19 protein-coding genes are annotated in these 20,188 nt (G+C 58.2%); 11 read left to right on the top strand and 8 right to left on the bottom strand.

The window, feature by feature from the left end:
* Positions 1–189: 189 nt before the first annotated feature.
* Positions 190–1,758, bottom strand: coding sequence for an AbgT family transporter (locus AC6I8P_RS17830; RefSeq protein ID WP_104187822.1), 1,569 nt, complete (start codon positions 1,756–1,758; stop codon positions 190–192).
* 395 nt (positions 1,759–2,153) lie between these two features.
* Here AC6I8P_RS17830 and gntR point away from each other — a divergent pair, with 395 nt between their 5' ends.
* From gntR to gntU, 3 genes are all read left to right on the top strand, one after another.
* Positions 2,154–3,149 carry a gluconate operon transcriptional repressor GntR gene (gntR, locus tag AC6I8P_RS17825; protein WP_136546658.1) on the top strand — a complete coding sequence of 332 codons (996 nt, stop codon included), beginning with the start codon at positions 2,154–2,156 and terminating at the stop codon, positions 3,147–3,149.
* Between the two features lie 141 nt (positions 3,150–3,290).
* Positions 3,291–3,827 (top strand): gluconokinase, encoded by a 537-nt coding sequence (gntK, locus tag AC6I8P_RS17820; protein WP_010615889.1) that lies wholly within the window; start codon positions 3,291–3,293, stop codon positions 3,825–3,827.
* 2 nt (positions 3,828–3,829) lie between these two features.
* Positions 3,830–5,170, top strand: coding sequence for a gluconate transporter (gene gntU, locus AC6I8P_RS17815; RefSeq protein ID WP_021507994.1), 1,341 nt, complete (start codon positions 3,830–3,832; stop codon positions 5,168–5,170).
* Positions 5,171–5,251: 81 nt separating this feature from the next.
* On the opposite strand, the gene AC6I8P_RS17810 is transcribed toward gntU, so the two are convergent.
* The 6 genes from AC6I8P_RS17810 to AC6I8P_RS17785 all read right to left on the bottom strand — a co-directional run bounded on the left by AC6I8P_RS17810 (position 5,252) and on the right by AC6I8P_RS17785 (position 11,631).
* Complete coding sequence (locus AC6I8P_RS17810; protein WP_031279764.1) at positions 5,252–6,877, bottom strand: Na/Pi cotransporter family protein; 1,626 nt, start codon at positions 6,875–6,877, stop codon at positions 5,252–5,254.
* Positions 6,878–6,985: 108 nt separating this feature from the next.
* Positions 6,986–7,978 carry an ABC transporter ATP-binding protein gene (locus tag AC6I8P_RS17805; RefSeq protein WP_021507867.1) on the bottom strand — a complete coding sequence of 331 codons (993 nt, stop codon included), beginning with the start codon at positions 7,976–7,978 and terminating at the stop codon, positions 6,986–6,988.
* A gap of 2 nt (positions 7,979–7,980) precedes the next feature.
* Positions 7,981–8,766, bottom strand: a complete 786-nt coding sequence (locus tag AC6I8P_RS17800; RefSeq protein ID WP_058757571.1) for an ABC transporter permease — start codon at positions 8,764–8,766, stop codon at positions 7,981–7,983.
* A 1-nt stretch (position 8,767) separates the two neighbouring features.
* Entirely contained in the window at positions 8,768–9,619 is an 852-nt protein-coding gene (locus AC6I8P_RS17795; protein ID WP_021507865.1) for an ABC transporter permease, read from the bottom strand.
* A complete protein-coding gene (locus tag AC6I8P_RS17790; protein WP_058770008.1) occupies positions 9,619–10,428 on the bottom strand; it encodes an alkaline phosphatase family protein in 810 nt (269 codons plus the stop codon). Before AC6I8P_RS17790 ends, AC6I8P_RS17795 begins: the two co-directional genes overlap by 1 nt.
* Before the next feature lie 141 nt (positions 10,429–10,569).
* Positions 10,570–11,631, bottom strand: a complete 1,062-nt coding sequence (locus tag AC6I8P_RS17785) for an ABC transporter substrate-binding protein (protein ID WP_058770009.1) — start codon at positions 11,629–11,631, stop codon at positions 10,570–10,572.
* A gap of 226 nt (positions 11,632–11,857) precedes the next feature.
* On the opposite strand from AC6I8P_RS17785, the gene AC6I8P_RS17780 reads away from it, so the two are divergent.
* The 4 genes from AC6I8P_RS17780 to ubiA all read left to right on the top strand — a co-directional run bounded on the left by AC6I8P_RS17780 (position 11,858) and on the right by ubiA (position 14,539).
* On the top strand, positions 11,858–12,556 hold the full coding sequence (locus AC6I8P_RS17780; RefSeq protein WP_159377389.1) for a UTRA domain-containing protein: 699 nt from the start codon (positions 11,858–11,860) through the stop codon (positions 12,554–12,556).
* Between the two features lie 70 nt (positions 12,557–12,626).
* The gene (gene psiE, locus AC6I8P_RS17775) at positions 12,627–13,037 is read left to right on the top strand and encodes a phosphate-starvation-inducible protein PsiE (RefSeq protein WP_010616618.1); all 411 of its coding nucleotides are present in this window, start codon (positions 12,627–12,629) and stop codon (positions 13,035–13,037) included.
* 92 nt (positions 13,038–13,129) lie between these two features.
* Positions 13,130–13,648, top strand: coding sequence for a chorismate lyase (gene ubiC / locus AC6I8P_RS17770; RefSeq protein ID WP_010616617.1), 519 nt, complete (start codon positions 13,130–13,132; stop codon positions 13,646–13,648).
* A 24-nt stretch (positions 13,649–13,672) separates the two neighbouring features.
* Positions 13,673–14,539 carry a 4-hydroxybenzoate octaprenyltransferase gene (gene ubiA, locus AC6I8P_RS17765; RefSeq protein ID WP_201449146.1) on the top strand — a complete coding sequence of 289 codons (867 nt, stop codon included), beginning with the start codon at positions 13,673–13,675 and terminating at the stop codon, positions 14,537–14,539.
* A 135-nt stretch (positions 14,540–14,674) separates the two neighbouring features.
* Here ubiA and plsB read toward each other — a convergent pair whose 3' ends face one another.
* Positions 14,675–17,098: a glycerol-3-phosphate 1-O-acyltransferase PlsB gene (gene plsB / locus AC6I8P_RS17760; protein WP_031279763.1), complete on the bottom strand. Its 2,424-nt coding sequence runs from the start codon at positions 17,096–17,098 to the stop codon at positions 14,675–14,677.
* Between the two features lie 125 nt (positions 17,099–17,223).
* On the opposite strand from plsB, the gene AC6I8P_RS17755 reads away from it, so the two are divergent.
* The 4 genes from AC6I8P_RS17755 (at position 17,224) to AC6I8P_RS17740 (ending at position 20,138) form a co-directional block, all read left to right on the top strand.
* Entirely contained in the window at positions 17,224–17,592 is a 369-nt protein-coding gene (locus AC6I8P_RS17755) for a diacylglycerol kinase (RefSeq protein ID WP_058780895.1), read from the top strand.
* Positions 17,593–17,697: 105 nt separating this feature from the next.
* Positions 17,698–18,312: a transcriptional repressor LexA gene (gene lexA, locus AC6I8P_RS17750; protein ID WP_031279762.1), complete on the top strand. Its 615-nt coding sequence runs from the start codon at positions 17,698–17,700 to the stop codon at positions 18,310–18,312.
* A 128-nt stretch (positions 18,313–18,440) separates the two neighbouring features.
* Positions 18,441–19,766 (top strand): MATE family efflux transporter DinF, encoded by a 1,326-nt coding sequence (dinF, locus tag AC6I8P_RS17745; RefSeq protein WP_125309264.1) that lies wholly within the window; start codon positions 18,441–18,443, stop codon positions 19,764–19,766.
* A gap of 159 nt (positions 19,767–19,925) precedes the next feature.
* Positions 19,926–20,138: a CsbD family protein gene (locus tag AC6I8P_RS17740; protein ID WP_021507857.1), complete on the top strand. Its 213-nt coding sequence runs from the start codon at positions 19,926–19,928 to the stop codon at positions 20,136–20,138.
* Positions 20,139–20,188: the final 50 nt, after the last annotated feature.

Raw genomic sequence — 20,188 nt, 5'->3', positions numbered from 1 at the left:
GGGCTTTACAGACGCGAATGATAATGATTATTATTGTCAACGCGAATCCGGCTGCGTCTCCTGACAAACCGGGTAAGCACGACATTGCTCACATTGCTTCCAGTGTTTCTTAGCCAGCTCGGGTGCTGGCTTTTTTTTTGCCTGCGCGTTAACCGATCGCCGTCCGTGGCAATCCACTGCACGGGGAGATTACAGCGTGTACCAGGTGGCCGCGCCGGGACCGACCGGCAGGTTAAACACGAACACCCACAGCACAAACAGCAGCGTCCAGCCAATCATAAACACCACCGAATAAGGCAGCATCATCGCCACCAGCGTACCGATGCCCATATCACGACGGTAGCGCGCCGCCACTGCCATGATCAGCCCGAAGTAGCTCATCATCGGCGTAATCACGTTTGTCACTGAGTCACCAATGCGGTACGCCGCCTGGATCACCTCAGGCGCAAACCCGACCAGCATCAGCATCGGCACGAAAATCGGTGCGGTCACTGCCCACTGGGCCGACGCGGAGCCAATCATCAGATTGATGAAGCCGCAGATCAGGATGAAGCAGACGAACAGCAGCGGGGCGCTCATATCCAGTGAAGCCAGCAGGCTGGCACCTTTCACTGCCACCACCGTGCCGAAGTTGCTCCAGTTGAAAAAGGCGACAAACTGCGCGGCAAAAAACACCAGCACGATGTACATTCCCATGCTGCTCATGCTGGTGGACATGGCGTGAATGACATCGCGATCGCTGCGCATGGTGCCCATCAGGCGGCCATAAACAAAACCGGGGATGGCGAAGAACACAAAGATAAATACCACGATGCCTTTCAGGAACGGTGAACCCGCCAGCGTGCCGGTTTTGGGATTCAGTAATACGCCGTGGCCGGGAATGACCGTCAGCGCCAGCAGCAGTGACACCACCAGCACCGCCCAGCCCGCACCTTTGAGTGCCCGACGCTCGCCAGGCGACAGCTCGCCCATGTCGCCGCGCACCGCATCACCTTCGCTATCCTGATAGCTGCCCAGCTTGGGTTCGACGATGCTGTTGGTGATCCAGGTGCCCAGCCCGGCAATCACAAAGGTGCTGATAAACATGAAGTACCAGTTCACCTCCGGGCCAACACTGTAAGCAGGATCGATGATCTGCGCTGCACTCTGGGTAATGCCGGAGAGCAGTGGATCAATAGTGCCAAGCAGCAGATTGGCGCTGTAACCGCCCGAGACGCCGGCAAACGCGGCCGCCAGTCCAGCCAGCGGATGGCGACCGAGCGAGTGGAAGATCATCGCAGCCAGCGGAATCAGCACCACATATCCCAGCTCCGAAGCGGTATTCGAGACGATACCGGCAAACACCACGGTAAAGGTGATCAGCTTCTTCGGGGCGTTAAACACCAGTGCGCGCATCGCGGCGGACAGCAGGCCAGACTGTTCGGCGATGCCGACACCCAGCAGCGCCACCAGCACGGTTCCCAGCGGGGCAAAGCCAGTGAAATTCGTCACCAGATGACTGACGATGCGCTGTAAGCCTTCTGCGCTCAGCAAACTGACCACGTGAATCACCCCGTCCGGCGCGCGCCCGGCGGCACCGATCGGGCGCGGATCGATCACGCTCACGCCTAATGCCGCAGCAATAGCCGACGCGACGAGGATAAACAGGGAAAACAGTGCAAACAGCGTAATCGGGTGCGGCAACAGGTTGCCCAGCCATTCAACGGTATTGAGGAAGCGTTCGACAGGACGCTTCGCAGGTGAAGTGGTTTTTTCCATGAGGTCATTCTCCTTATATACAGCGGGCGAGCCGCTTTTTGCCCGGTTTGCCATAGTAAGAAGAGGGAAAAAACGATCAAGAGTGAGTTTCTGTTTAAACCAGGGATAATGCGAGGTGTATTTATTTATCTTACTGATAATATTTATTTAATTTTATTTATCTTTCTAATGTAAGGTTAGTTAAATAATCTGTTTTTTTTATTTTTATGTGAGGTTAATCCGCTTTAGGATTTAAATAATCACGAAGGATTGCTTTAATGTTTCTTTTCCAGCAGACCAGTCTTGTTTTTATCTGCTGGTATTTTTCAGTTGTGTCTGTGAGAGGTTGCGCCGCAACGGCATAACATGACAAAAAAATGATAAACTCAGCTTATCTCTGACCTCAGGCGCACACGATGAAGAAGAAAAGACCGGTATTACAGGATGTTGCCGATCGCGTCGGCATCACAAAAATGACCGTCAGCCGCTATTTGCGGAACCCCGATCAGGTCTCTGCGGCGTTGCGCGATAAAATCGCCGTGGCGCTGGATGAACTCGGCTATATCCCCAACCGTGCGCCCGACATGCTCTCTAACGCCACCAGCCGCGCGATTGGCGTGCTGCTGCCCTCGCTCACCAACCAGGTGTTTGCCGACGTGCTGCGCGGCATTGAAACCGTGACCGATGAAGCGGGCTATCAGACGCTGGTGGCGCACTTCGGCTATAACCCGCACAAAGAGGAGCTGCAGCTGCGTTCGCTGCTGGGCTGGAACATTGATGGCGTGATCCTCACCGAACGTTCCCACACGCCGGGCACGCTGCGCATGCTGGAAGTGGCGGGCATTCCGGTGATCGAAATGATGGATTGCGTCACGCCGTGCCTTGATATGGCCGTGGGCTTCGACAACGTCGAGGCGGCGCGGCAGATGACGCATGCTATCCTCAAAAAAGGCCATCGTCATACCGTTTACCTGGGCGCGCGCCTCGATGAGCGTACGCTGCAAAAGCAGCAGGGCTATGAACAGGCGATGCGCGAAGCCGGGCTGACGCCGCACAGCGTCATGATGGAAGATGCCTCCTCCTTCAGCGCCGGTGCCCAGTTATTACGCGAGGCGCAGAAGCGCTATCCGCATACTGACAGCCTGTTCTGTACCAATGATGACCTGGCGGTAGGCGCGATGTTTGAGTGCCAGCGCCAGGGGTTACGCGTGCCGGAGCAGATGGCGATCGCCGGCTTTCACGGCCACGACATCACGCAGGTGGTTAATCCACGGCTGGCTACGGTGCTGACGCCACGCGAACGCATGGGGCGTGAATCAGCCGCCATGCTGCTGGCGCGGATTGGCGGCGATCGCAGCGTGACCGCGCCGCTGGATGTCGGTTTTGAGATTGCCGAAGGTGGCAGCATCTGATTTTGGCGATTTTTTGAGTCAGTTCACACTTTCGTGCTTTTCCGCCTGACAAGGGTTGCCAGCGTCTGAGCGCGCTCGGACAATGGCAATCAAAATTGTTATCGGTAACATTGGCAGCACCAACTGCCGGAGCGCAAAACCATGACCACGCCATCTCCATCGCACCACGTCTTTATCCTGATGGGTGTTTCCGGCAGCGGAAAGTCTGCCGTCGCCAATCAGGTGTCTCATCAGCTCAGCACCGCGTTTCTGGATGGTGATTTCCTGCATCCGCGCAGCAACATCACCAAAATGGCGGAAGGCCATCCGCTGAACGACGACGATCGCCAGCCGTGGCTGCAGGCGCTGAATGATGCGGCGTTCGCGATGCAGCGCACCCAGGCGATCTCGATCATCGTCTGTTCAGCGCTGAAAAAGTCCTATCGCGACATCCTGCGTCAGGGCAACCACAACCTTAAATTCATCTATCTGAAGGGCGATTTTGCCACCATTGAGTCTCGTCTCAAGGCGCGCAAAGGCCACTTCTTCAAACCGCAGATGCTGGTGACACAGTTTGAAACCCTGCAGGAACCGGGTGCCGACGAGCCGGATGTGCTGGTTGTCGATATCAATCACTCACTGGATGAGGTAGTTGCGGCCACGGTTGCGACCATCGAGGGCGCAATCAACAAGGGCTAGTCATGAGTACCGCAACGCTGGTGTTAACCGCAGCAGGCTCTGTCCTGCTGCTGCTGTTTTTAGTGATGAAAGCGCGTATGCACGCCTTTGTCGCTCTGATGTTAGTGTCGATGGGTGCCGGTCTGTTCTCCGGTATGCCGCTGGATAAAATTGCTGAGACCATGCAAAAAGGCATGGGCGGCACGCTCGGCTTTCTCGCCATTGTGGTGGCGCTGGGCGCCATGTTCGGCAAAATTCTGCATGAAACCGGTGCGGTCGATCAGATCGCCATTCGTATGCTGAAAACCTTTGGCGAGCGGCGCGCGCACTATGCGATGGGCATTGCCGGGCTGATTTGTGCGCTGCCGCTGTTCTTTGAAGTGGCCGTAGTGTTGTTGATCAGCATCGCCTTCGCGGTGGCACGCCGCACCCACGATAATCTGGTCAAACTGGTGATCCCGCTGTTTGCCGGCGTCGCCGCCGCGGCGGCCTTTTTGCTGCCCGGACCGGCACCGATGCTGCTGGCGGCGCAGATGCATGCTGACTTTGGCTGGATGATCCTGCTGGGGCTGTGCGCGGCGATTCCCGGCATGCTGATTGCCGGTCCGCTGTTCGGCAACCTGATTGCGCGCCATGTGACGTTCAGCGCGCCGCCGGAAGATCATCAGCCGGACGTCAGCGAGGGCCAGCTGCCGTCGTTTGGCTTTAGCCTGTCGCTGATTCTGTTCCCGCTGCTGCTGGTCGGGCTGAAAACCATCGGCGCGCGCTTCACCACACCGGATTCACGTCTGTATGCGTGGCTGGAGTTTATCGGCCATCCGTTTACCGCCATCCTGCTGGCGCTGCTGGTAGCGATTTACGGCCTGGCTTACCGTCAGGGCATGGATAAAGAGAAGGTGATGCAGGTATGCGGCAGCGCGCTGCAGCCGGCGGGGATTATCCTGCTGGTGATTGGTGCGGGCGGCGTGTTCAAGCAGGTGCTGGTGGATTCCGGTGTTGGCCCGGTGCTGGGCCACGCGCTGACCGGTGCTGGCATGCCGATTGCGCTGGCCTGTTTTATTCTCTCCGGCGCGATTCGGGTGATTCAGGGCTCGGCCACGGTGGCCTGTTTAACCACCGTCGGGCTGGTGATGCCGGTGATTGAACCGTTGCATTACAGCGGTGCGCAGCTGGCGGCGCTGTCGATCTGCATCGGCGGCGGCTCGATTATTATCAGCCACGTCAATGATGCCGGTTTCTGGCTGTTTGGCCGCTTCACCGGTGCCACCGAAGGCGAGACGCTGAAGACCTGGACGCTGATGGAGACGATTCTCGGCACCACCGGCGCCATCGTCGGGATGATCGCGTTCAGTTTGTTGTCGTAATGGCAATGCGCAATAAATTGCGCCGTTACAGATTAATGCACAGCCTGTAGCGGCGCGATTTATCGCGCGTTGTAAAAATGATCAATCCACCTCGCGCTCATCGTCCGGCTGGTCCAGCACGGTGTACGCCACCGCGCAGAACAGCGAATTCAGGCGCTTCATATCTCCCAGCAAACCTAAATGCAGCGAACTGGTTTCGATGCTTTGCACATTCTGCCGGTGCAGGCGCTCGACGTGGGCGTGGGAATAACGGCGAATCAGGATGCGGAAACGGTGCTTGGCACGGCGCAGGCGCTTGGCGCTGGTGACGTCGTGCGACAGAAACACCGACAGGCTCAGGCGCAGGTTGCTTAACACCTGCTCCTGCAGCGAATTCAGCTCTTCCAGCCCTTCCGGCGAAAACGCCCGGCGCGCCTGCAGCGACTTGTCCGCTACGTCGGCGCTCATGCGTTCGATAATGTCGCCTGCCTGCTCCAGATTCAGCGCCATCTCAATCACCTCGGCCCAGCGGCGTGAATCCTCTTCCGCCAGATCCTCCTTCGGCATGCGCGCCAGATAGAGCTTAATGGCGGTGTACAGCACATCCACATCATCATCCAGCCGCCGCACTGCGCGCTCCTCGCGCAGTTCGCCCATCACCACCTTGTTGAAGCTCTCCAACATCTGCTCCACCACATCACCAATGCGCAGCGTCTCCCGCGCCGCGTTGGCCAGCGCCAGCGCCGGCGTATCCAGCGCGCTGCTGTCGAGGTGCTTAGGCTTGAGATGGGTCTGGTTTTCCGCATCGTCGGCGATCATACGGCGGCACAGGCGCGCCATCGGTTCGGCAAACGGCACCATCACCAGACAGCGCACCAGGTTGTAGAACACGTGGAAGAAGATCACCATCTCTTCATCGTTAACCGGCAGCTTATCCAGCAGGTCGGCGATGTAATCGACAAACGGCAAAATAACGATGCTGCCAATCAGCTTGAACAACAGGCTGCCGAGCGCCACCCGCTTGCCGGCAGCATTCGATCCGCTGGCGTTGATCATCGCCAGCAAGCCGCTGCCGAGGTTAGCGCCAATCACCAGACACAGCGCCACTTTGAACGAGATAACGCCGGTGGCGGTCAGCGTGGCGGTAATCAGCACCGCAGCCAGGCTGGAGTAGCTGATGATGGCGAATACCGCGCCAATCAGCGCATCCAGCATGATATCGCCGGTCAGCGTCGAGAACAGCACCTGCACGCCGGCGGCCTGCGTAATGGGTTTGGCGGCGGCGACAATCAGCTGCAGCGCCAGCAGAATCAGCCCGAGGCCGATGGCCGCGCGTCCGATCTGACCGGCGCGCGTCTGTTTGCGGCTGAGGAAAAATACCACGCCAAAAAAGATAAACAGCGGCGACAGCCAGGAGAGATCGAAGGTCAGGATGCGCGCCATGATGGCGGTACCGACGTCAGCTCCCAGCACCACCACCAGCGCGGGCGTCAGGCTGACCAGATTCTGCGCCACAAACGAGGTGACTAACAACGTGGTGGCGTTACTGCTCTGCACCAGCGCGGTAACGCCAATCCCGGCAAGAAACGCCATCGGTTTTTTTTCCACGCTGCGGCTTAACACGCGACGCAGATCGGCACCGTACACGCGCATCACGCCGGTGCGGACAATGTGGGTGCCCCATACCAGCAGGGCGACGGCGGAGAGAAGGTTAAGCAGGGTTAACACGAATAAAGGCTCCTATGCGCCAGGCAGAAAACAGGCGGCTGCCTGCCTGGCGATAAGCACAGCCGATAAATACCTGCGTCGCGCTGCGTTGCCAATTTTTCGTTTAATTTAAGCGACCTGGCGCAACGTCGACATCTCTAACTGTAGTCCAATCTGCATGCCGGCGGGGTGTAAATCTGCCACGCTGCGGTTGAGCACATCCACCGACAACTCGACCTGATTCGCCAGCACACGATAGCGGATCACGTTCCCGAGCAGGCTATGGCTGAGAATGGTGGCCGCGATGCCTGCCTGCGGTGCGCACAGCTGGATGGATTCCGGACGAATCGCCACCTGGCTGCTGAACGGCTGACCGGTCAGCTGCGTTGCCTGTTCGGCACTCAGCAGGTTGTAGTTGCCAATAAAGCCCGCGGCGAACAGATCCACCGGCTGGGTATAGAGCGTTTCCGCGTTGCCGTTTTGCACAATGCGACCGCGGTTCATCAGCACAATACGGTCCGACAGCGTCAGCGCCTCTTCCTGATCGTGGGTGACAAAAATGGTGGTCAGCTTCAGCTCCTGCTGAATGTGGCGAATCTGCTCGCGCAGATGGCGGCGAATGCGGGCGTCCAGCGCCGACAGCGGTTCATCCAGCAGCAGCAGGCGCGGCCGCGTCACCAGCGAGCGCGCCAGCGCCACACGCTGACACTGACCACCCGACAGCTGGTGCGGATAGCGGCGCGCGAAGTCGGTCAGCTCCACCAGCGCCAGCGCTTCCATCACGCGTTGCTGAATCTCACCGGCGGGCAGTTTCTGCATCTTCAGGCCAAAGGCGACGTTCTTCTCTACCGTCATATTGGGAAACAGCGCATAGCTCTGGAACACCATGCCAATGGTACGTTTCTGCGGCGGCAGCGGCACCAGATCCTGGCCCTGCAGCAGAATGGTGCCGCTGTCGACATCGGTCAGGCCGGCGATGCAGCGCAGCAGCGTTGACTTGCCGCAGCCGCTCGGGCCGAGCAGGGTGACAAACTCACCTTCGTCGGCGCTGAAATCGATGTTTTCAAAAATGGTGGTCGGGCCGTAGCTTTTATTCAGTTGGGTAACGTTCAGGTAACTCATGGTCAGCCTCGTTCAGGATTGAGGGCATTGGCCAGCCAGGTGACCAGCAGGACAACCGCAAAATAAGAGATCACCAGCGCGCTGGTGAAATGCCCGCTGCCGTTGCGCATGTTGTAGAGATAAACCTGCAGCGTTTCATAGCGGGTGCCGACCAGCAGGTTAGCAAAGACAAACTCACCAATCAGAAAGGAGAAGGAGAGCAGCACGGCAATAAACACCCCTTTGCGCAGATTTGGCAGCACCACAAACAGGGCTGCCTGCCAGGTGCTGGCGCCCAGCAGATGAGCCGCGTCAATCAGCTCTTTCAGGTTAATGGCCTGCATGTTGTTGGCAATGGCGCGGTAGATAAACGGCAACGCAATGGTGAAGTAACAGCCGATGAGAATCCACGGCGTGCCGGTCAGCATCAGCGGGCCCGAGGAGTAGAGCTGCAGCAGCCCGACCGACGAGACCACCGGCGGCACGGCAAACGGCATCAGAATCAGCACGTTCATCACCGCGTCCAGTTTTGGATAGTAGTAAGCGATTACAAACATCGCAGGCAGCACCAGCAGCAGGGAGAACAGCAGCGCACCCACGCAGATCAGCAGCGAATGACCGAGCGCGGTGAGGAAGCGCGGATCGCTCCACAACTGCGTCAGCCACTTCAGGGTAAAGCCCTGCGGCAGAATGGTATCGCTCCACTCGCTGGAGATGCCGTACAGCAGCGTCGCCAGCAGCGGTGCGGCGAGCACGATCAGCAGCAGCCAGACAATCAGGCGGTGGTAGAGTTTTTCGACGCGAGACATGTCAGGACTCCTGTACGCGGGCATGCAGATAGCTGCGACGCACCAGATACTGCTGCACCACGGTAATCAGCGCCATAATCAGCACCAGCAGCATCGCCAGCGCGCCGCCGGTATTGGGATCGAGCGAGATATCGCCTGACACCAGCGCGGCGATGCGCACTGGCACCACGTTGAAGTTGCCGGTGGTCAGCGCGTAAATGGTGGCGTAGGCGCCCAGCGCGTTGGCCAGCAAAATCACAAAGGTGCCGAGCAGTGCCGGAAACAGAATCGGCAGGCCGATGTGCCACCAGTAGCGCCAGCGGCTGGCACCGAGCAGTGCCGCCGACTCTTCCCAGTCTTTCCGCAGCCCGTCAAACGCCGGGTAGAGCAGCAGAATACCGAGCGGAATCTGGAACCAGGTGTAAACCAGCACCATGCCGTCGCGCGAAAACAGCTTAAAGCTGTCCAGCCAGCCGTAGTGGCGCAGCAGCAGCGTCAGGCAGCCGTTCAGTCCAAGCAGGATGACAAAGGCGAAGGCCAGCGGCACGCCGGCGAAGTTGCTGGTCATATTGGTGAACGACAGCAAAAAGCGCTGAAAACGCCCGGTGCCGAGCTTGTGCAGCGAATAACCGGCAAGCAGCGCGATCAGCAGACCGTAAACGCTCGACCACAGTGAAATATCCAGCGACAGGCGAAAGGCCTGCAGGTAGAACGGTGAAGTGAGGATATCGCTGTAGTTATCGATGCCCCAGCGCTCATTGATATCGCTCCAGAAGCTGTTGATGGCAATCCACAGCAGCGGCGCGAGCTGGAAGGCGATCCAGAACAGCACGAACGGCAGCAGCAACAGCGAGGCCAGGGTTTTGCCCTTCATCAGCGCGGCTCCGCCAGCAGACCACGACACAGCGGTTTGTCGTGCGGGACGCCGAGCAGGGTGCAGACGGTGCCGCACAGGTCGGTTTGCTGCGGTTCAAGGTCGGGCTGCAGCGAGAAGCCGCGGCCAAAAACAAACAGCGGCACCTGCGTCTCTTCCGGCAGAATACCGCCGTGCGAGCGATCGTCGTTCATGCCGTGATCGGCGGTGACAATCACCTGATAACCGGCGGCCAGCCAGCCGGGCATCCACTGCGACAGATAGCCATCCGCCATTCGTGCCCGGTTACGGTACTGCGGTGATGACAGGCTGTGCTTGTGCCCGGCATCGTCGATGTTCATTGGGTGAATCAGCAGGAAATCGGGATCGTGCTGCAGGCGCAGGCTTTCGGCATCCTCAAACAGATGCGAGTCGGGGTAACCGTCGTCCCAGTAGAAATGGCCGTACTGGATCGGCAGGTCGGGCGCGTTAGTGTGGCGATCGCGCGCGGCGTTGAACGGCGAGCGGTTATACAGTTCGCTCACCCAGTGATAAGCGGCAGCGGCGGTAGTGAGTCCGGCGTCGCGCGCGTAGTGGAAGATACTGCGCTGATTGCTCAGGCGATTGACGCCGTTGTGAATGATGCCGCTGCGCACCGGCGGAATGCCGGTCAGAATGCATTCGTACAGCGGACGCGACAGCGACGGCAGTTCGCAGGTCAGCGTGTAATAGTGGCCGTTGCCCTGTTTGCATTCGGCAAACAGATAGCCCATGGCGTGCTGCGCCACCTGATTACTCAGCCCATCGAGTACCACCAGGATTGTTTTCATCCCCGCTCCCTCAGGTGCGCATGAATGCGCACCCAGTAAAAATTGGTGATAGGTACCGGCGCAATGTATTGCGCATTGCCGGAAAACGGATGCGCGATACATCGCGCCGCTACGGTATGTGCGACTGGCAGAACGTCTGCGTTACTGCTTCATGTTAATAACCACATTCTCCTGCCATAGGCGCGGCAGCAGTTTTGAGGTCTTATCCCAGGCAGCCTGATCTTTGATCGGACGGGCATTTTTATATTCCGACTGCGGCAGCAGTTTGGCCTGCACGTCTGCCGGCAGCGTTAAATGCTCGGCGCGAATCGGGCGCGCATAGCCTTTCGCCAGGTTGATCTGGCCCTCATCCGACAGAATGTATTCACGCGCCAGCTTCGCCGCGTTCGGGTGGCGGGCGTATTTGTTGATAATGGTGGTGTAGCCAGAAGTCACGGACCCGTCCGACGGAATCACCACTTCGTAGCGATTTTTATCAATCTGGTCGCGGTAGTTCAGACCGTTGAAGTCCCACACCACGGCGACCTGAATCTCACCTTTTTCGATGTTGGCGATTACCGGGTCGGTCACGCCAAGGCGGCCCTGTTTCGCCAGCTCGCCAAAGAACGCCAGCGCCGGCTTGATGTTCTTCTCGTCACCGCCCAGCGCATAGCTGGCGGCGAGGACGCCGTTTGCCGCCTGAGCAGCCGTGCCGACGTCGCCGATAGTGACCACATACTTACCTTTTTTCAGATCGGCCCAGCTGTGCGGTGCGTCTTTCACCTGCTGCTTGTCGATCAGGAAAGCGATGGTGCCGGTGTAGGCCAGCATCCAGTTGCCATCGGCGTCTTTCGCCCATGCCGGAATCTGATCCCAGTGCGTCGGTTTGTAGGGTTGCGCCACGCCTTTGGCGACGGCAATCGGACCGAAAGCGGCGCCCACGTCGCCGATATCGGCGCTGGCGTTATCCTGCTCGGCGGCAAACTTCGCCAGCTCCTGCGCCGAAGACATATCGGTATCGCTGTGCTTCAGACCGTATTTGGTGCTGAGATCGTTCCAGGTATCTTTCCAGTTAGCCCAGGTGTCAGGCATACCGACGCTGTTCACCTGGCCTTCAGCGCGCGCGGCTTTTTCCAGCGCGGCAACATCGTTATCGGCGGCATGCGCGGCGGGCAGCGCAAGCAGAACGGCACTGGCTACTACAGAAGAGATAAACGCTTTCATCTCGATTGCTCCGGGTGTAAGTTGTGGGTCGTCGTGGTCTAGTCCAGCAAGAACCGAGCCAATGTAGCCCGGATAGATGAAGGTTTTATGACCGGGGTGTTGAAATGGGATGTGGCGCGTCGTTCCACATGCGGTTACAGCGCGCTAAAGCGTGGGATGTGCCTTGTCACATTGTAGTCATCGAACTGTCATAGTGCAGATTTGCCCCAAAATGAGGCTGAAAAAAATGTCGTCGAAAACCGCAGATGTGATCGCCGCCGCACTATGCGAACGGATTGAAAACGGAGAGTTTGTCACCAGACGATTGCCGGCCGAGCGCGCGTTGAGCGAACAATATTCCACCACGCGCATCACGCTGCGTGAAGCGCTTGGCCTGTTGGAAGCGCAGGGCGTCATCTACCGCGAACTGCGGCGCGGCTGGTTTATTGCGCCGCCGCGCCTCATCTATAACCCGGCACATCACAGCCACTTTCACGCCATGGCGCTGCAGCAGGGGCGCATTGCCAGCACTGAGGTGATGGAGGCGCGCGAGGTGCCGGCGCAGCTGGCAATTGCGCGTCATCTGCAACTGCTGGAAGGCGATCAGGTGTACCGCATTCGCCGCCTGCGCCGCATAGATGGCCGCGCAGTGCTGTACGTCGAGCATTACCTCAATCCGGCCTTCTTTCCCGGTCTGCTGCGTGAAGATCTCACCCGCTCGCTGACCGATCTGTATGACCAGCGCTACGGCATTCACTACGGCGGCGCACGGTTTACCATTGTGCCCGGTCCGCTTCCGGCGCGGGCGGCGCCCGCACTGAACGTGGCGAGCGGTACGCCCGGCCTGCTGATTACGCGTATCAACCGTGACCAGTATAAGCGGGTGATTGACTGCGACTGCGAGTACTGGCGTTATGACGCGCTGTGCGTTGATGTTGAGGTGTGATGTATTGTGATTTAGATCACATTACAGCATGATAGCGCCAGAAGAATCTCGTCATCTGAGGCGCAAAATAATGACAACAAAACCAGCGGCGGGGCAGCTTATTGCTTCGGTATTACAGTGGGTACTGAACATTGGCCTGGTGATTCTGGCCGTTATTCTGGTGGTGTTTCTCGGTAAAGAGACCATTCACCTGGCGAATGTGCTGTTCAGCACCGGTGAGCAGGCGTCCTCATATCTGCTGATCGAAGGCATTGTGATCTACTTTCTCTATTTCGAGTTTATCGCGCTGATTGTGAAGTACTTTCAGTCCGGCTATCACTTTCCGCTGCGCTACTTCGTCTATATCGGGATCACGGCGATTATTCGTCTGATCATTGTCGACCATAAAAATCCTTTCGATACGTTGTGCTACTCGGCGGCCATTTTGATTCTGGTGGTGACGCTGTGGCTGGCCAACAGTAACCGCCTGAAACGTGAGTAACTCCTCCCGCGACGCCAGCGTGGCACAAGCAGATGTGTCACGCTGAGCGCGGTGCGCTACACTAGGGCAACTTTTTTACCGGAGATGTCCTGATGTCGCATGACGCGCTGCGCCAGTTACGCGCACTGCACTGGCTGCCAGCCTCTTCCCCGTTACTTTCACCGCCGCTGCTTGACTGGCTGCTGGAAGAAGACTCAATGACGCGCCGCTTTGAGCAGCACTGCCAGCAGGTTACCGTACAACTGTTGCGGGAAGCGTTCATTACCGCCGATGAGATGCCGCAGGAAGCGGCGTTTCTGCCTGCCGACACGCGCTTCTGGCTGCGTGAAATCGTGCTGTGCGGTGACAATGAACCCTGGCTGATTGGCCGTACCGTGGTGCCGGAGAGCACGCTGAACGGTCCGGAACAGATGCTGCAAAATCTCGGCACGCGACCGCTGGGACGCTACCTGTTTTCCTCCTCGACGCTGAGCCGCGATTTTATCGATCCGGGCCAGATTGATGACCTGTGGGGACGCCGCTCGCGGCTGCGCCTGTCCGGCAAACCGCTGCTGTTAACTGAACTGTTTTTACCGGCGTCGCCGCTGTACCGCGCGCTGAAGCAAGGATAACGCCCCGTGCAAAAGACTTTAACCATGAGCAAATGGCAGGCCTATAGTCGCCTGATGCGTATTGATAAACCGATTGGCACGCTGCTCCTGCTGTGGCCGACACTGTGGGCGCTGTGGCTGTCCGGCATGGCGATTCCGCCGCTGTCGGTGCTGGTGGTGTTCGTACTTGGCGTGTTTGCGATGCGTGCGGCGGGCTGCGTGATCAACGATTATGCCGACCGTAACGTCGACGGCCACGTGAAACGCACCGCCGCGCGACCGTTAGCCAGCGGCGCGGTAACGGAGAAAGAGGCGAAACTGCTGTTCGCCGGCCTCGGTCTGCTGGCGTTCCTGCTGGTGCTGACCATGAACCGCATGACCATTCTGCTGTCATTTGGCGGGCTGGCGCTGGCGTGGGTTTATCCCTTTATGAAACGCTATACCCATCTGCCGCAGGTGGTGCTGGGCGCGGCGTTTGGCTGGGCGATTCCGATGGGCTGGGCGGCGGTTAGTGAGTCCTTACCCTTTGTCTGCTGGCTGGTGTTTCTTGCCAATATTTGCTGGACGGTGGCTTATGACACCCAGTACGCCATGGTTGACCGCGACGACGATCTGAAGATTGGCGTGAAATCGACGGCGATTCTGTTCGGGCGTTACGACAAGCTGATTATCGGGCTGTTACAGCTGGCCGCGCTGGGCCTGATGGCGCTGGTGGGCATTTTACTGCATCTGAACGGTGCGTTTTACTGGTCGCTGCTGCTGGCGGGCGGGCTGTTTGTGCATCAGCAGAAGCTGATCGCCGGGCGTGAACGTGAGCTGTGCTTCCAGGCATTCCTCAACAACAACTACGTTGGCCTGGTGCTGTTTATTGGCGTGCTGCTCAATACCCAGCCGTTTGTTGCGCTGTTCTGATGACGGGGTGATTAACCCCGGCGGCGCGCCGGTCGTCGCAGTGGGAAGCGCGTTCTTTCCGCGTCTGAATTCTGACAACGAAAACCGCGGCGCAATCTGGCGTGTTACAGATGCGCCGCGATTTTCAGTCGCCCATTAGTCGTGCGCCACGGCACTCTCAATGGTCAGACGGACATCGCTGGTGACCAGTTCGGCCAGCATCTGCCACATCATATTGGTACGTTCAGCATCCGCATCACCGGAATCACTGATATAGCCTTCATCACGCAGCGACAGCACCAGCGCGGTAAAGACCGCCTTATCAAAGAACTCCGGCGCATTGATACCGTGCAGCACTGATAGACGCTGAGCCAGCGTGCGGCTCTCTTTCTCCAGCGTGCCACGGTTAATGGTCGGCTTGGCGCTGAGAATGGCGAAGGTAATGGCAAAACGCTGCAGCGTTTCACGAATCCCGGCCGCCAGCAGCTGCAGCGTACGGTAACGTGCCGCACTCATTTTCAGCTGGCCTTCCTGTACGGTGATCAGCCCCTGCCGCGCCATTTCGGCGCAGAGCGCATTCAGCAGGGCCGGCAGCTCGGCACTGTCCCAGCGCAGGAACAGTTCGCTCTTCAGCATCGGATAGACCAGGCTGACCTGACGCAGCAGTTCCGCCTCGCTGATCTCCCGATGCTGCTGCACGATAGCGGCAATCAGCGACGGCATCACCAGCATATGGTGGATGTTGTTGCGATAGTAGGTCATCAGCACCGCCTGCTCGCGCGGCAGAATGATGATCTCGCCAATACTGTCCTGCTCGGTCTCGAACTTGTTCATGCCCATGGCGTGATCGAGCAGCGCTTCAGCGCTGAGATCCGGCACGGTTGACTCGGGTGAATACGGCACATTGCGCAGCAGCTGGGTATAGCACTCCAGCTGTTCCGTCAGCTGTTCACGCGTCAGCGAGCGCTGGCGCGATGCCAGCAGCGCGGTCACGCACAGGTTCATGGCGTTAGCCGCGCCGGCTTCGTTGATGCGTACCATCAGACGTGCCGCGATATCGTTCACTACCGGCGTCATCCACGCCGGACGCTGAGGATCGATAGGGTCAATCGCGTCGCGCCACTCCGGAACCTGTTTGTTGAGATAGTTAACCAGCGACAGCGGCTCACCGAAGTTCACATAGCCCTGGCCGAGGTTACGCAGCTTGCGCAGGCCGCGCACCATCTGCATGAAGCCCTCTTTCTCTTTCGCGGCACCGCGCAGCTCTTTGGCATAAGTGCCGACTTCCATCACGTGCTCATAACCGATGTAGATCGGCACAAAGGTGATAGGACGGCTGCCGCCGCGCAGCAGCGCCTGTAACGTCATCGACAGCGTGCCGGTTTTCGGGTCGAGCAGACGGCCAGTGCGTGAGCGCCCGCCTTCAACAAAATACTCAACCGAATAGCCGCGGCTGAACAGCTCGCCCAGATACTCGCGGAACACCGTGGAGTAGAGCTTGTTGCCTTTAAAGGTACGACGAATAAAGAAGGCACCGAGGCGACGGAAAATCGGTCCGGCTGGCCAGAAGTTGAGATTGATACCGGCAGCAATGTGCGGCGGCACCAGGCCCTGATGATAAAGCACGTAGGACAGCAGCAGATAATCCATGTGGCTGCGGTGGCAGGGCACGTAAACAATTTCGTGACCATCCTGCGCCAGCTGGCGCACGCGTTCGCCGCCGTGCACGTTAATGCCCTGATAGAGCCGACTCCACAGCCAGCCCATCACACGGTCAGTCACGCGGATCGCTTCGTACGAGAAATCCGCCGCCACTTCTTCCATCATTTCGATGGCGTTCTGCTGCGCTTTTTCATGCGAAATTTTCTTGCTGCGCGCTTCGTCTTCAACCGCTTTCTCAATCGCTTTGGATTGCAGCAGCTTGTTGAACAGATCCTGGCGTGCCGGCAGACGCGGGCCGACGGCTGCCAGCCGCTGGCGGGCAAAATGAATGCGCGCGACACGTGCCAGTTTCTGCGCGATCGACTGATCGGTACCGTGTTCGGTGGCCATCTGACGCAGCGAAACCGTGGGCGAGAAACGGACAAAGCTGTCGCGACCGTGCCACAGGATGGCAAAGAACTTCTGTATGCCGTTAAGAATACGCAGATGTGGCGTCGGTTCGCCCTGAATTTCACGGCCTGGCGCACGGCCAAACATCACGGAAACCGGCAGCATCTGTACGTCCAGCGCCGCATTGTTGCGGTGCAGATCGAGGTAGTCATGGAACAGCTTGACCGACTCCGGGTTCGCCACGAAATAGGGGAAGACGCGTGGCCCATCGTGAATAAATACGTGGCGCGGCAGCAGGGTGCCGTCAATCTCCAGCGGCGCCAGCGGATCCGGCAGATCGTGCTTCAGGCACTGTGCGCGTAGCGTGAGCAGGTCCGCCTTTGAATCATAAGGCAAAACATACATCACCGGACGGGTCGGATCGATACCGTGTTCCGAGATCGGATCGGTCGGAATGACCTTACTTTTTACCAAAATAGAGAGTGGTAAATTCAACAATTTGTAATAGAGTTTACGCCAACCTGACATAGACAACTTGAAGCCTCTTGTTAGCAAAGCGCGGCAAGCATACCAGAAAGTGCGGCGAAGATCTGTGGCTGTGCCACCTCGCGCGCCCAGACATTGACGTCAAAAACAGTTAAGGGTTCCACAACATGGCAAATAACGTCACCGGTTTCCTGAGAATCATTAAAGCCGCCGGTTATTCCTGGCAGGGGCTGCGTGCCGCCTGGCAGCATGAAGCCGCTTTTCGCCAGGAGGCGATTGCCGCACTGGTCGCGGTTGCCATCGCCTGCTGGCTGGATGTCGATATCATCACGCGTGTGTTGCTGATTGGCTCGGTGGTGCTGGTAGTCATTGTTGAGATCCTTAATAGTGCCATCGAAGCCGTGGTGGACCGTATTGGTCAGGAACGCCATCCGCTGGCGGGACGCGCCAAAGACATGGGCTCGGCGGCGGTACTGCTGGCTATCTTACTGGCTCTGTTTGTCTGGATCGCGCTGCTTTGGTCGCATTTGCGATAAACATTCCACATTCATCAAGCCGCTGATTTTTCCCTCTGTTTCGGTTTTCATTTCGCCAATACCTGTATATACTCACAGCGACTGTATAAACAACCAGGGGGCGGGATGAAAGCGTTAACCAGCAGGCAGCAACAGGTCTATGACCTGATTCGCGACCATATTAATCAGACCGGCATGCCGCCAACGCGTGCTGAAATTGCTTCGCAACTGGGCTTCCGCTCGCCTAACGCTGCTGAAGAGCACCTGAAAGCGCTGGCGCGTAAAGGTGTCATTGAAATCGTCTCCGGTGCATCGCGCGGTATCCGCCTGCTGATGGAAGAAGAGGCGAGTGAAGGGCTGCCACTGATCGGTCGCGTCGCCGCCGGTGAACCGCTGCTGGCGCAGGAACATATCGAAGCCCACTATCAGGTCGACGCCAACCTGTTCAAACCCTCTGCCGATTTCCTGCTGCGCGTCAGCGGTATGTCGATGAAAGATATCGGCATTATGGACGGCGATCTGCTCGCGGTGCATAAAACGCAGGAAGTGCGCAATGGCCAGGTGGTGGTTGCGCGTATCGATGATGAAGTCACGGTGAAACGCTGGAAGAAGCAGGGCGCGATTGTCCAGCTGCTGCCGGAAAACAATGATTTCCAGCCGATTGTCGTGGATACCCGTGAACAGTCGCTGACCGTGGAAGGGCTGGCCGTCGGCATCGTGCGCAACGGCGAGTGGCTCTGAAACCCGGTTGATCTCCCCCGCTGCGGCGGCGCACGCGCGCTGGCCGCAGTCTGCTTTAATCATACTTTTGTTCCCGGCGCGTAAGGCGCTCGCTCAGGCCGACTACCGTAACCCTCGGGATGGGGCTGATGCAGCTATTTTCCTCTTCTGATAAAGCGCTGTGGCGACTGGCGTTGCCAATGATCCTGTCCAATATCACCGTGCCGCTGCTCGGCGTGGTCGATACCGCCGTGATTGGCCATCTTGATAGCCCGATCTACCTCGGCGGCGTGGCCGTAGGCACCACGGCAACCAGCTTCATCTTTATGCTGCTGCTGTTTCTGCGTATGAGCACCACCGGTTTAACCGCGCAGGCCTTCGGGGCCGGCGATAAACAGGCACTGGCGCGCGCACTTATGCAGCCGCTGCTGATCGCCCTCGCCGCCGGGTTGCTGCTGGCGCTGCTGCGTTCTCCTGTCAGTAGCCTGGCGGCAACGCTGATGGGCGGCAGCGCGGAAGTCCAGCAGCAGGCGCAAATCTTCATTGAAATCCGCTGGCTGAGCGCACCAGCTACGCTGGCTAACCTGGTGATTCTCGGCTGGCTGCTGGGCGTGCAGTATGCGCGTGCGCCGATGGTTCTGCTGATTGTCGGAAACCTGGTCAACATCCTGCTCGATCTGCTGCTGGTGCTGAAATTGCACTGGGGCGTTGCCGGTGCCGCCGCCGCCACGGCGCTGGCCGAATACGTGACGCTGGCAGTGGGATTATGGATGGTGGCGCGCGTGCTGAAACTGCGCGGCATCGATTTTAAACTACTGAAAAACAGCTGGCGCGGTGACGCGGCGCGGTTATTTCGCCTTAATCGCGACATCATGCTGCGCTCGCTCATGCTGCAGATCTGCTTCGCCTCGCTGACCCTGCTGGGTGCACGCATCGGACCGGATGTGGTTGCGGTCAATGCGGTGCTGTTGATGTTCCTGACGTTTACTGCCTATGCGCTGGACGGCTTTGCTTACGCTGTGGAAGCCTGCTCGGGTGAAGCTGTAGGGGCAAAAGATCGCAGCCGGCTGCTGCTGATCTGGCATGCCGCCTGTCGCCAGGCGGGTATCGTTGCGCTGCTGTTTGCGCTTATTTATGCGCTTAGCGGCGCGCACATTGTTGCGCTGCTTACCTCGCTGCAGCCGCTGCGTGAGATGGCCGATCGCTTTCTGCTGTGGCAGGTAATTTTACCGCTGGTCGGCGTCTGGTGTTACCTGCTGGACGGCATGTTCATCGGCGCGACACGCGGCCGCGAAATGCGAAACAGCATGATCATGGCTGCAGCAGGTTTCGGCATCACTTTGCTGACGCTGCCGTGGTTAGGGAATCACGGTTTATGGCTGGCGATCACGGTGTTTCTGGCGCTGCGCGGCCTGACGCTGGGATGGATGTGGCGCCGCCACTGGCAGCGTGACAGCTGGTTCAGCCAGCCATAAGCACAGCGCAGGCACCAGAATAATCTGTAATTTCGTGCACAATCCGAAGCGGCTACTATAATTATCTCAAACGGCGCAGATAAGCAGCGCGTTATATGGTTATTTCCGGCATTACATGAGAAATACACCATCTCACTCAGGAAGACGTGGAGGATTGTTATGAACAAAGACGAAGCGAGCGGAAACTGGAAGCAGTTTAAAGGGAAGTTTAAAGAGAAATGGGGCAAGTTGACCGATGACGATTTGACCGTGATCGAAGGGAAGCGCGATCAGCTAGTGGGTAAAATCCAGGAACGTTACGGTTACGCCAAAGATGAAGCTGAGCGTGAATTGAAAGACTGGGAAAGTCAAAACAAAGATTACCGCTGGTAAGTCTCCCGCTTTAAGGATGATGCTCCTACCCGCTGATCGTTACGATCGGC

The organism is gamma proteobacterium symbiont of Lampromicra miyakona (assembly GCF_059730895.1).
This window is presented reverse-complemented; position numbering and strand designations above follow the sequence as displayed.

Coding starts and splice junctions, on each gene's coding strand:
- AC6I8P_RS17785 (WP_058770009.1), bottom strand. CDS start 11,631: ATGAAAGCGTTTATCTCTTCTGTAGTAGCCAGTGCCGTTCTGCTTGCG.
- gntU (WP_021507994.1), top strand. CDS start 3,830: ATGAGTACCGCAACGCTGGTGTTAACCGCAGCAGGCTCTGTCCTGCTG.
- psiE (WP_010616618.1), top strand. CDS start 12,627: ATGACAACAAAACCAGCGGCGGGGCAGCTTATTGCTTCGGTATTACAG.
- AC6I8P_RS17740 (WP_021507857.1), top strand. CDS start 19,926: ATGAACAAAGACGAAGCGAGCGGAAACTGGAAGCAGTTTAAAGGGAAG.
- ubiA (WP_201449146.1), top strand. CDS start 13,673: ATGAGCAAATGGCAGGCCTATAGTCGCCTGATGCGTATTGATAAACCG.
- AC6I8P_RS17790 (WP_058770008.1), bottom strand. CDS start 10,428: ATGAAAACAATCCTGGTGGTACTCGATGGGCTGAGTAATCAGGTGGCG.
- AC6I8P_RS17800 (WP_058757571.1), bottom strand. CDS start 8,766: ATGTCTCGCGTCGAAAAACTCTACCACCGCCTGATTGTCTGGCTGCTG.
- dinF (WP_125309264.1), top strand. CDS start 18,441: ATGCAGCTATTTTCCTCTTCTGATAAAGCGCTGTGGCGACTGGCGTTG.
- plsB (WP_031279763.1), bottom strand. CDS start 17,098: ATGTCAGGTTGGCGTAAACTCTATTACAAATTGTTGAATTTACCACTC.
- AC6I8P_RS17780 (WP_159377389.1), top strand. CDS start 11,858: ATGTCGTCGAAAACCGCAGATGTGATCGCCGCCGCACTATGCGAACGG.
- AC6I8P_RS17795 (WP_021507865.1), bottom strand. CDS start 9,619: ATGAAGGGCAAAACCCTGGCCTCGCTGTTGCTGCTGCCGTTCGTGCTG.
- gntR (WP_136546658.1), top strand. CDS start 2,154: ATGAAGAAGAAAAGACCGGTATTACAGGATGTTGCCGATCGCGTCGGC.
- AC6I8P_RS17755 (WP_058780895.1), top strand. CDS start 17,224: ATGGCAAATAACGTCACCGGTTTCCTGAGAATCATTAAAGCCGCCGGT.
- ubiC (WP_010616617.1), top strand. CDS start 13,130: ATGTCGCATGACGCGCTGCGCCAGTTACGCGCACTGCACTGGCTGCCA.
- lexA (WP_031279762.1), top strand. CDS start 17,698: ATGAAAGCGTTAACCAGCAGGCAGCAACAGGTCTATGACCTGATTCGC.
- gntK (WP_010615889.1), top strand. CDS start 3,291: ATGACCACGCCATCTCCATCGCACCACGTCTTTATCCTGATGGGTGTT.
- AC6I8P_RS17830 (WP_104187822.1), bottom strand. CDS start 1,758: ATGGAAAAAACCACTTCACCTGCGAAGCGTCCTGTCGAACGCTTCCTC.
- AC6I8P_RS17805 (WP_021507867.1), bottom strand. CDS start 7,978: ATGAGTTACCTGAACGTTACCCAACTGAATAAAAGCTACGGCCCGACC.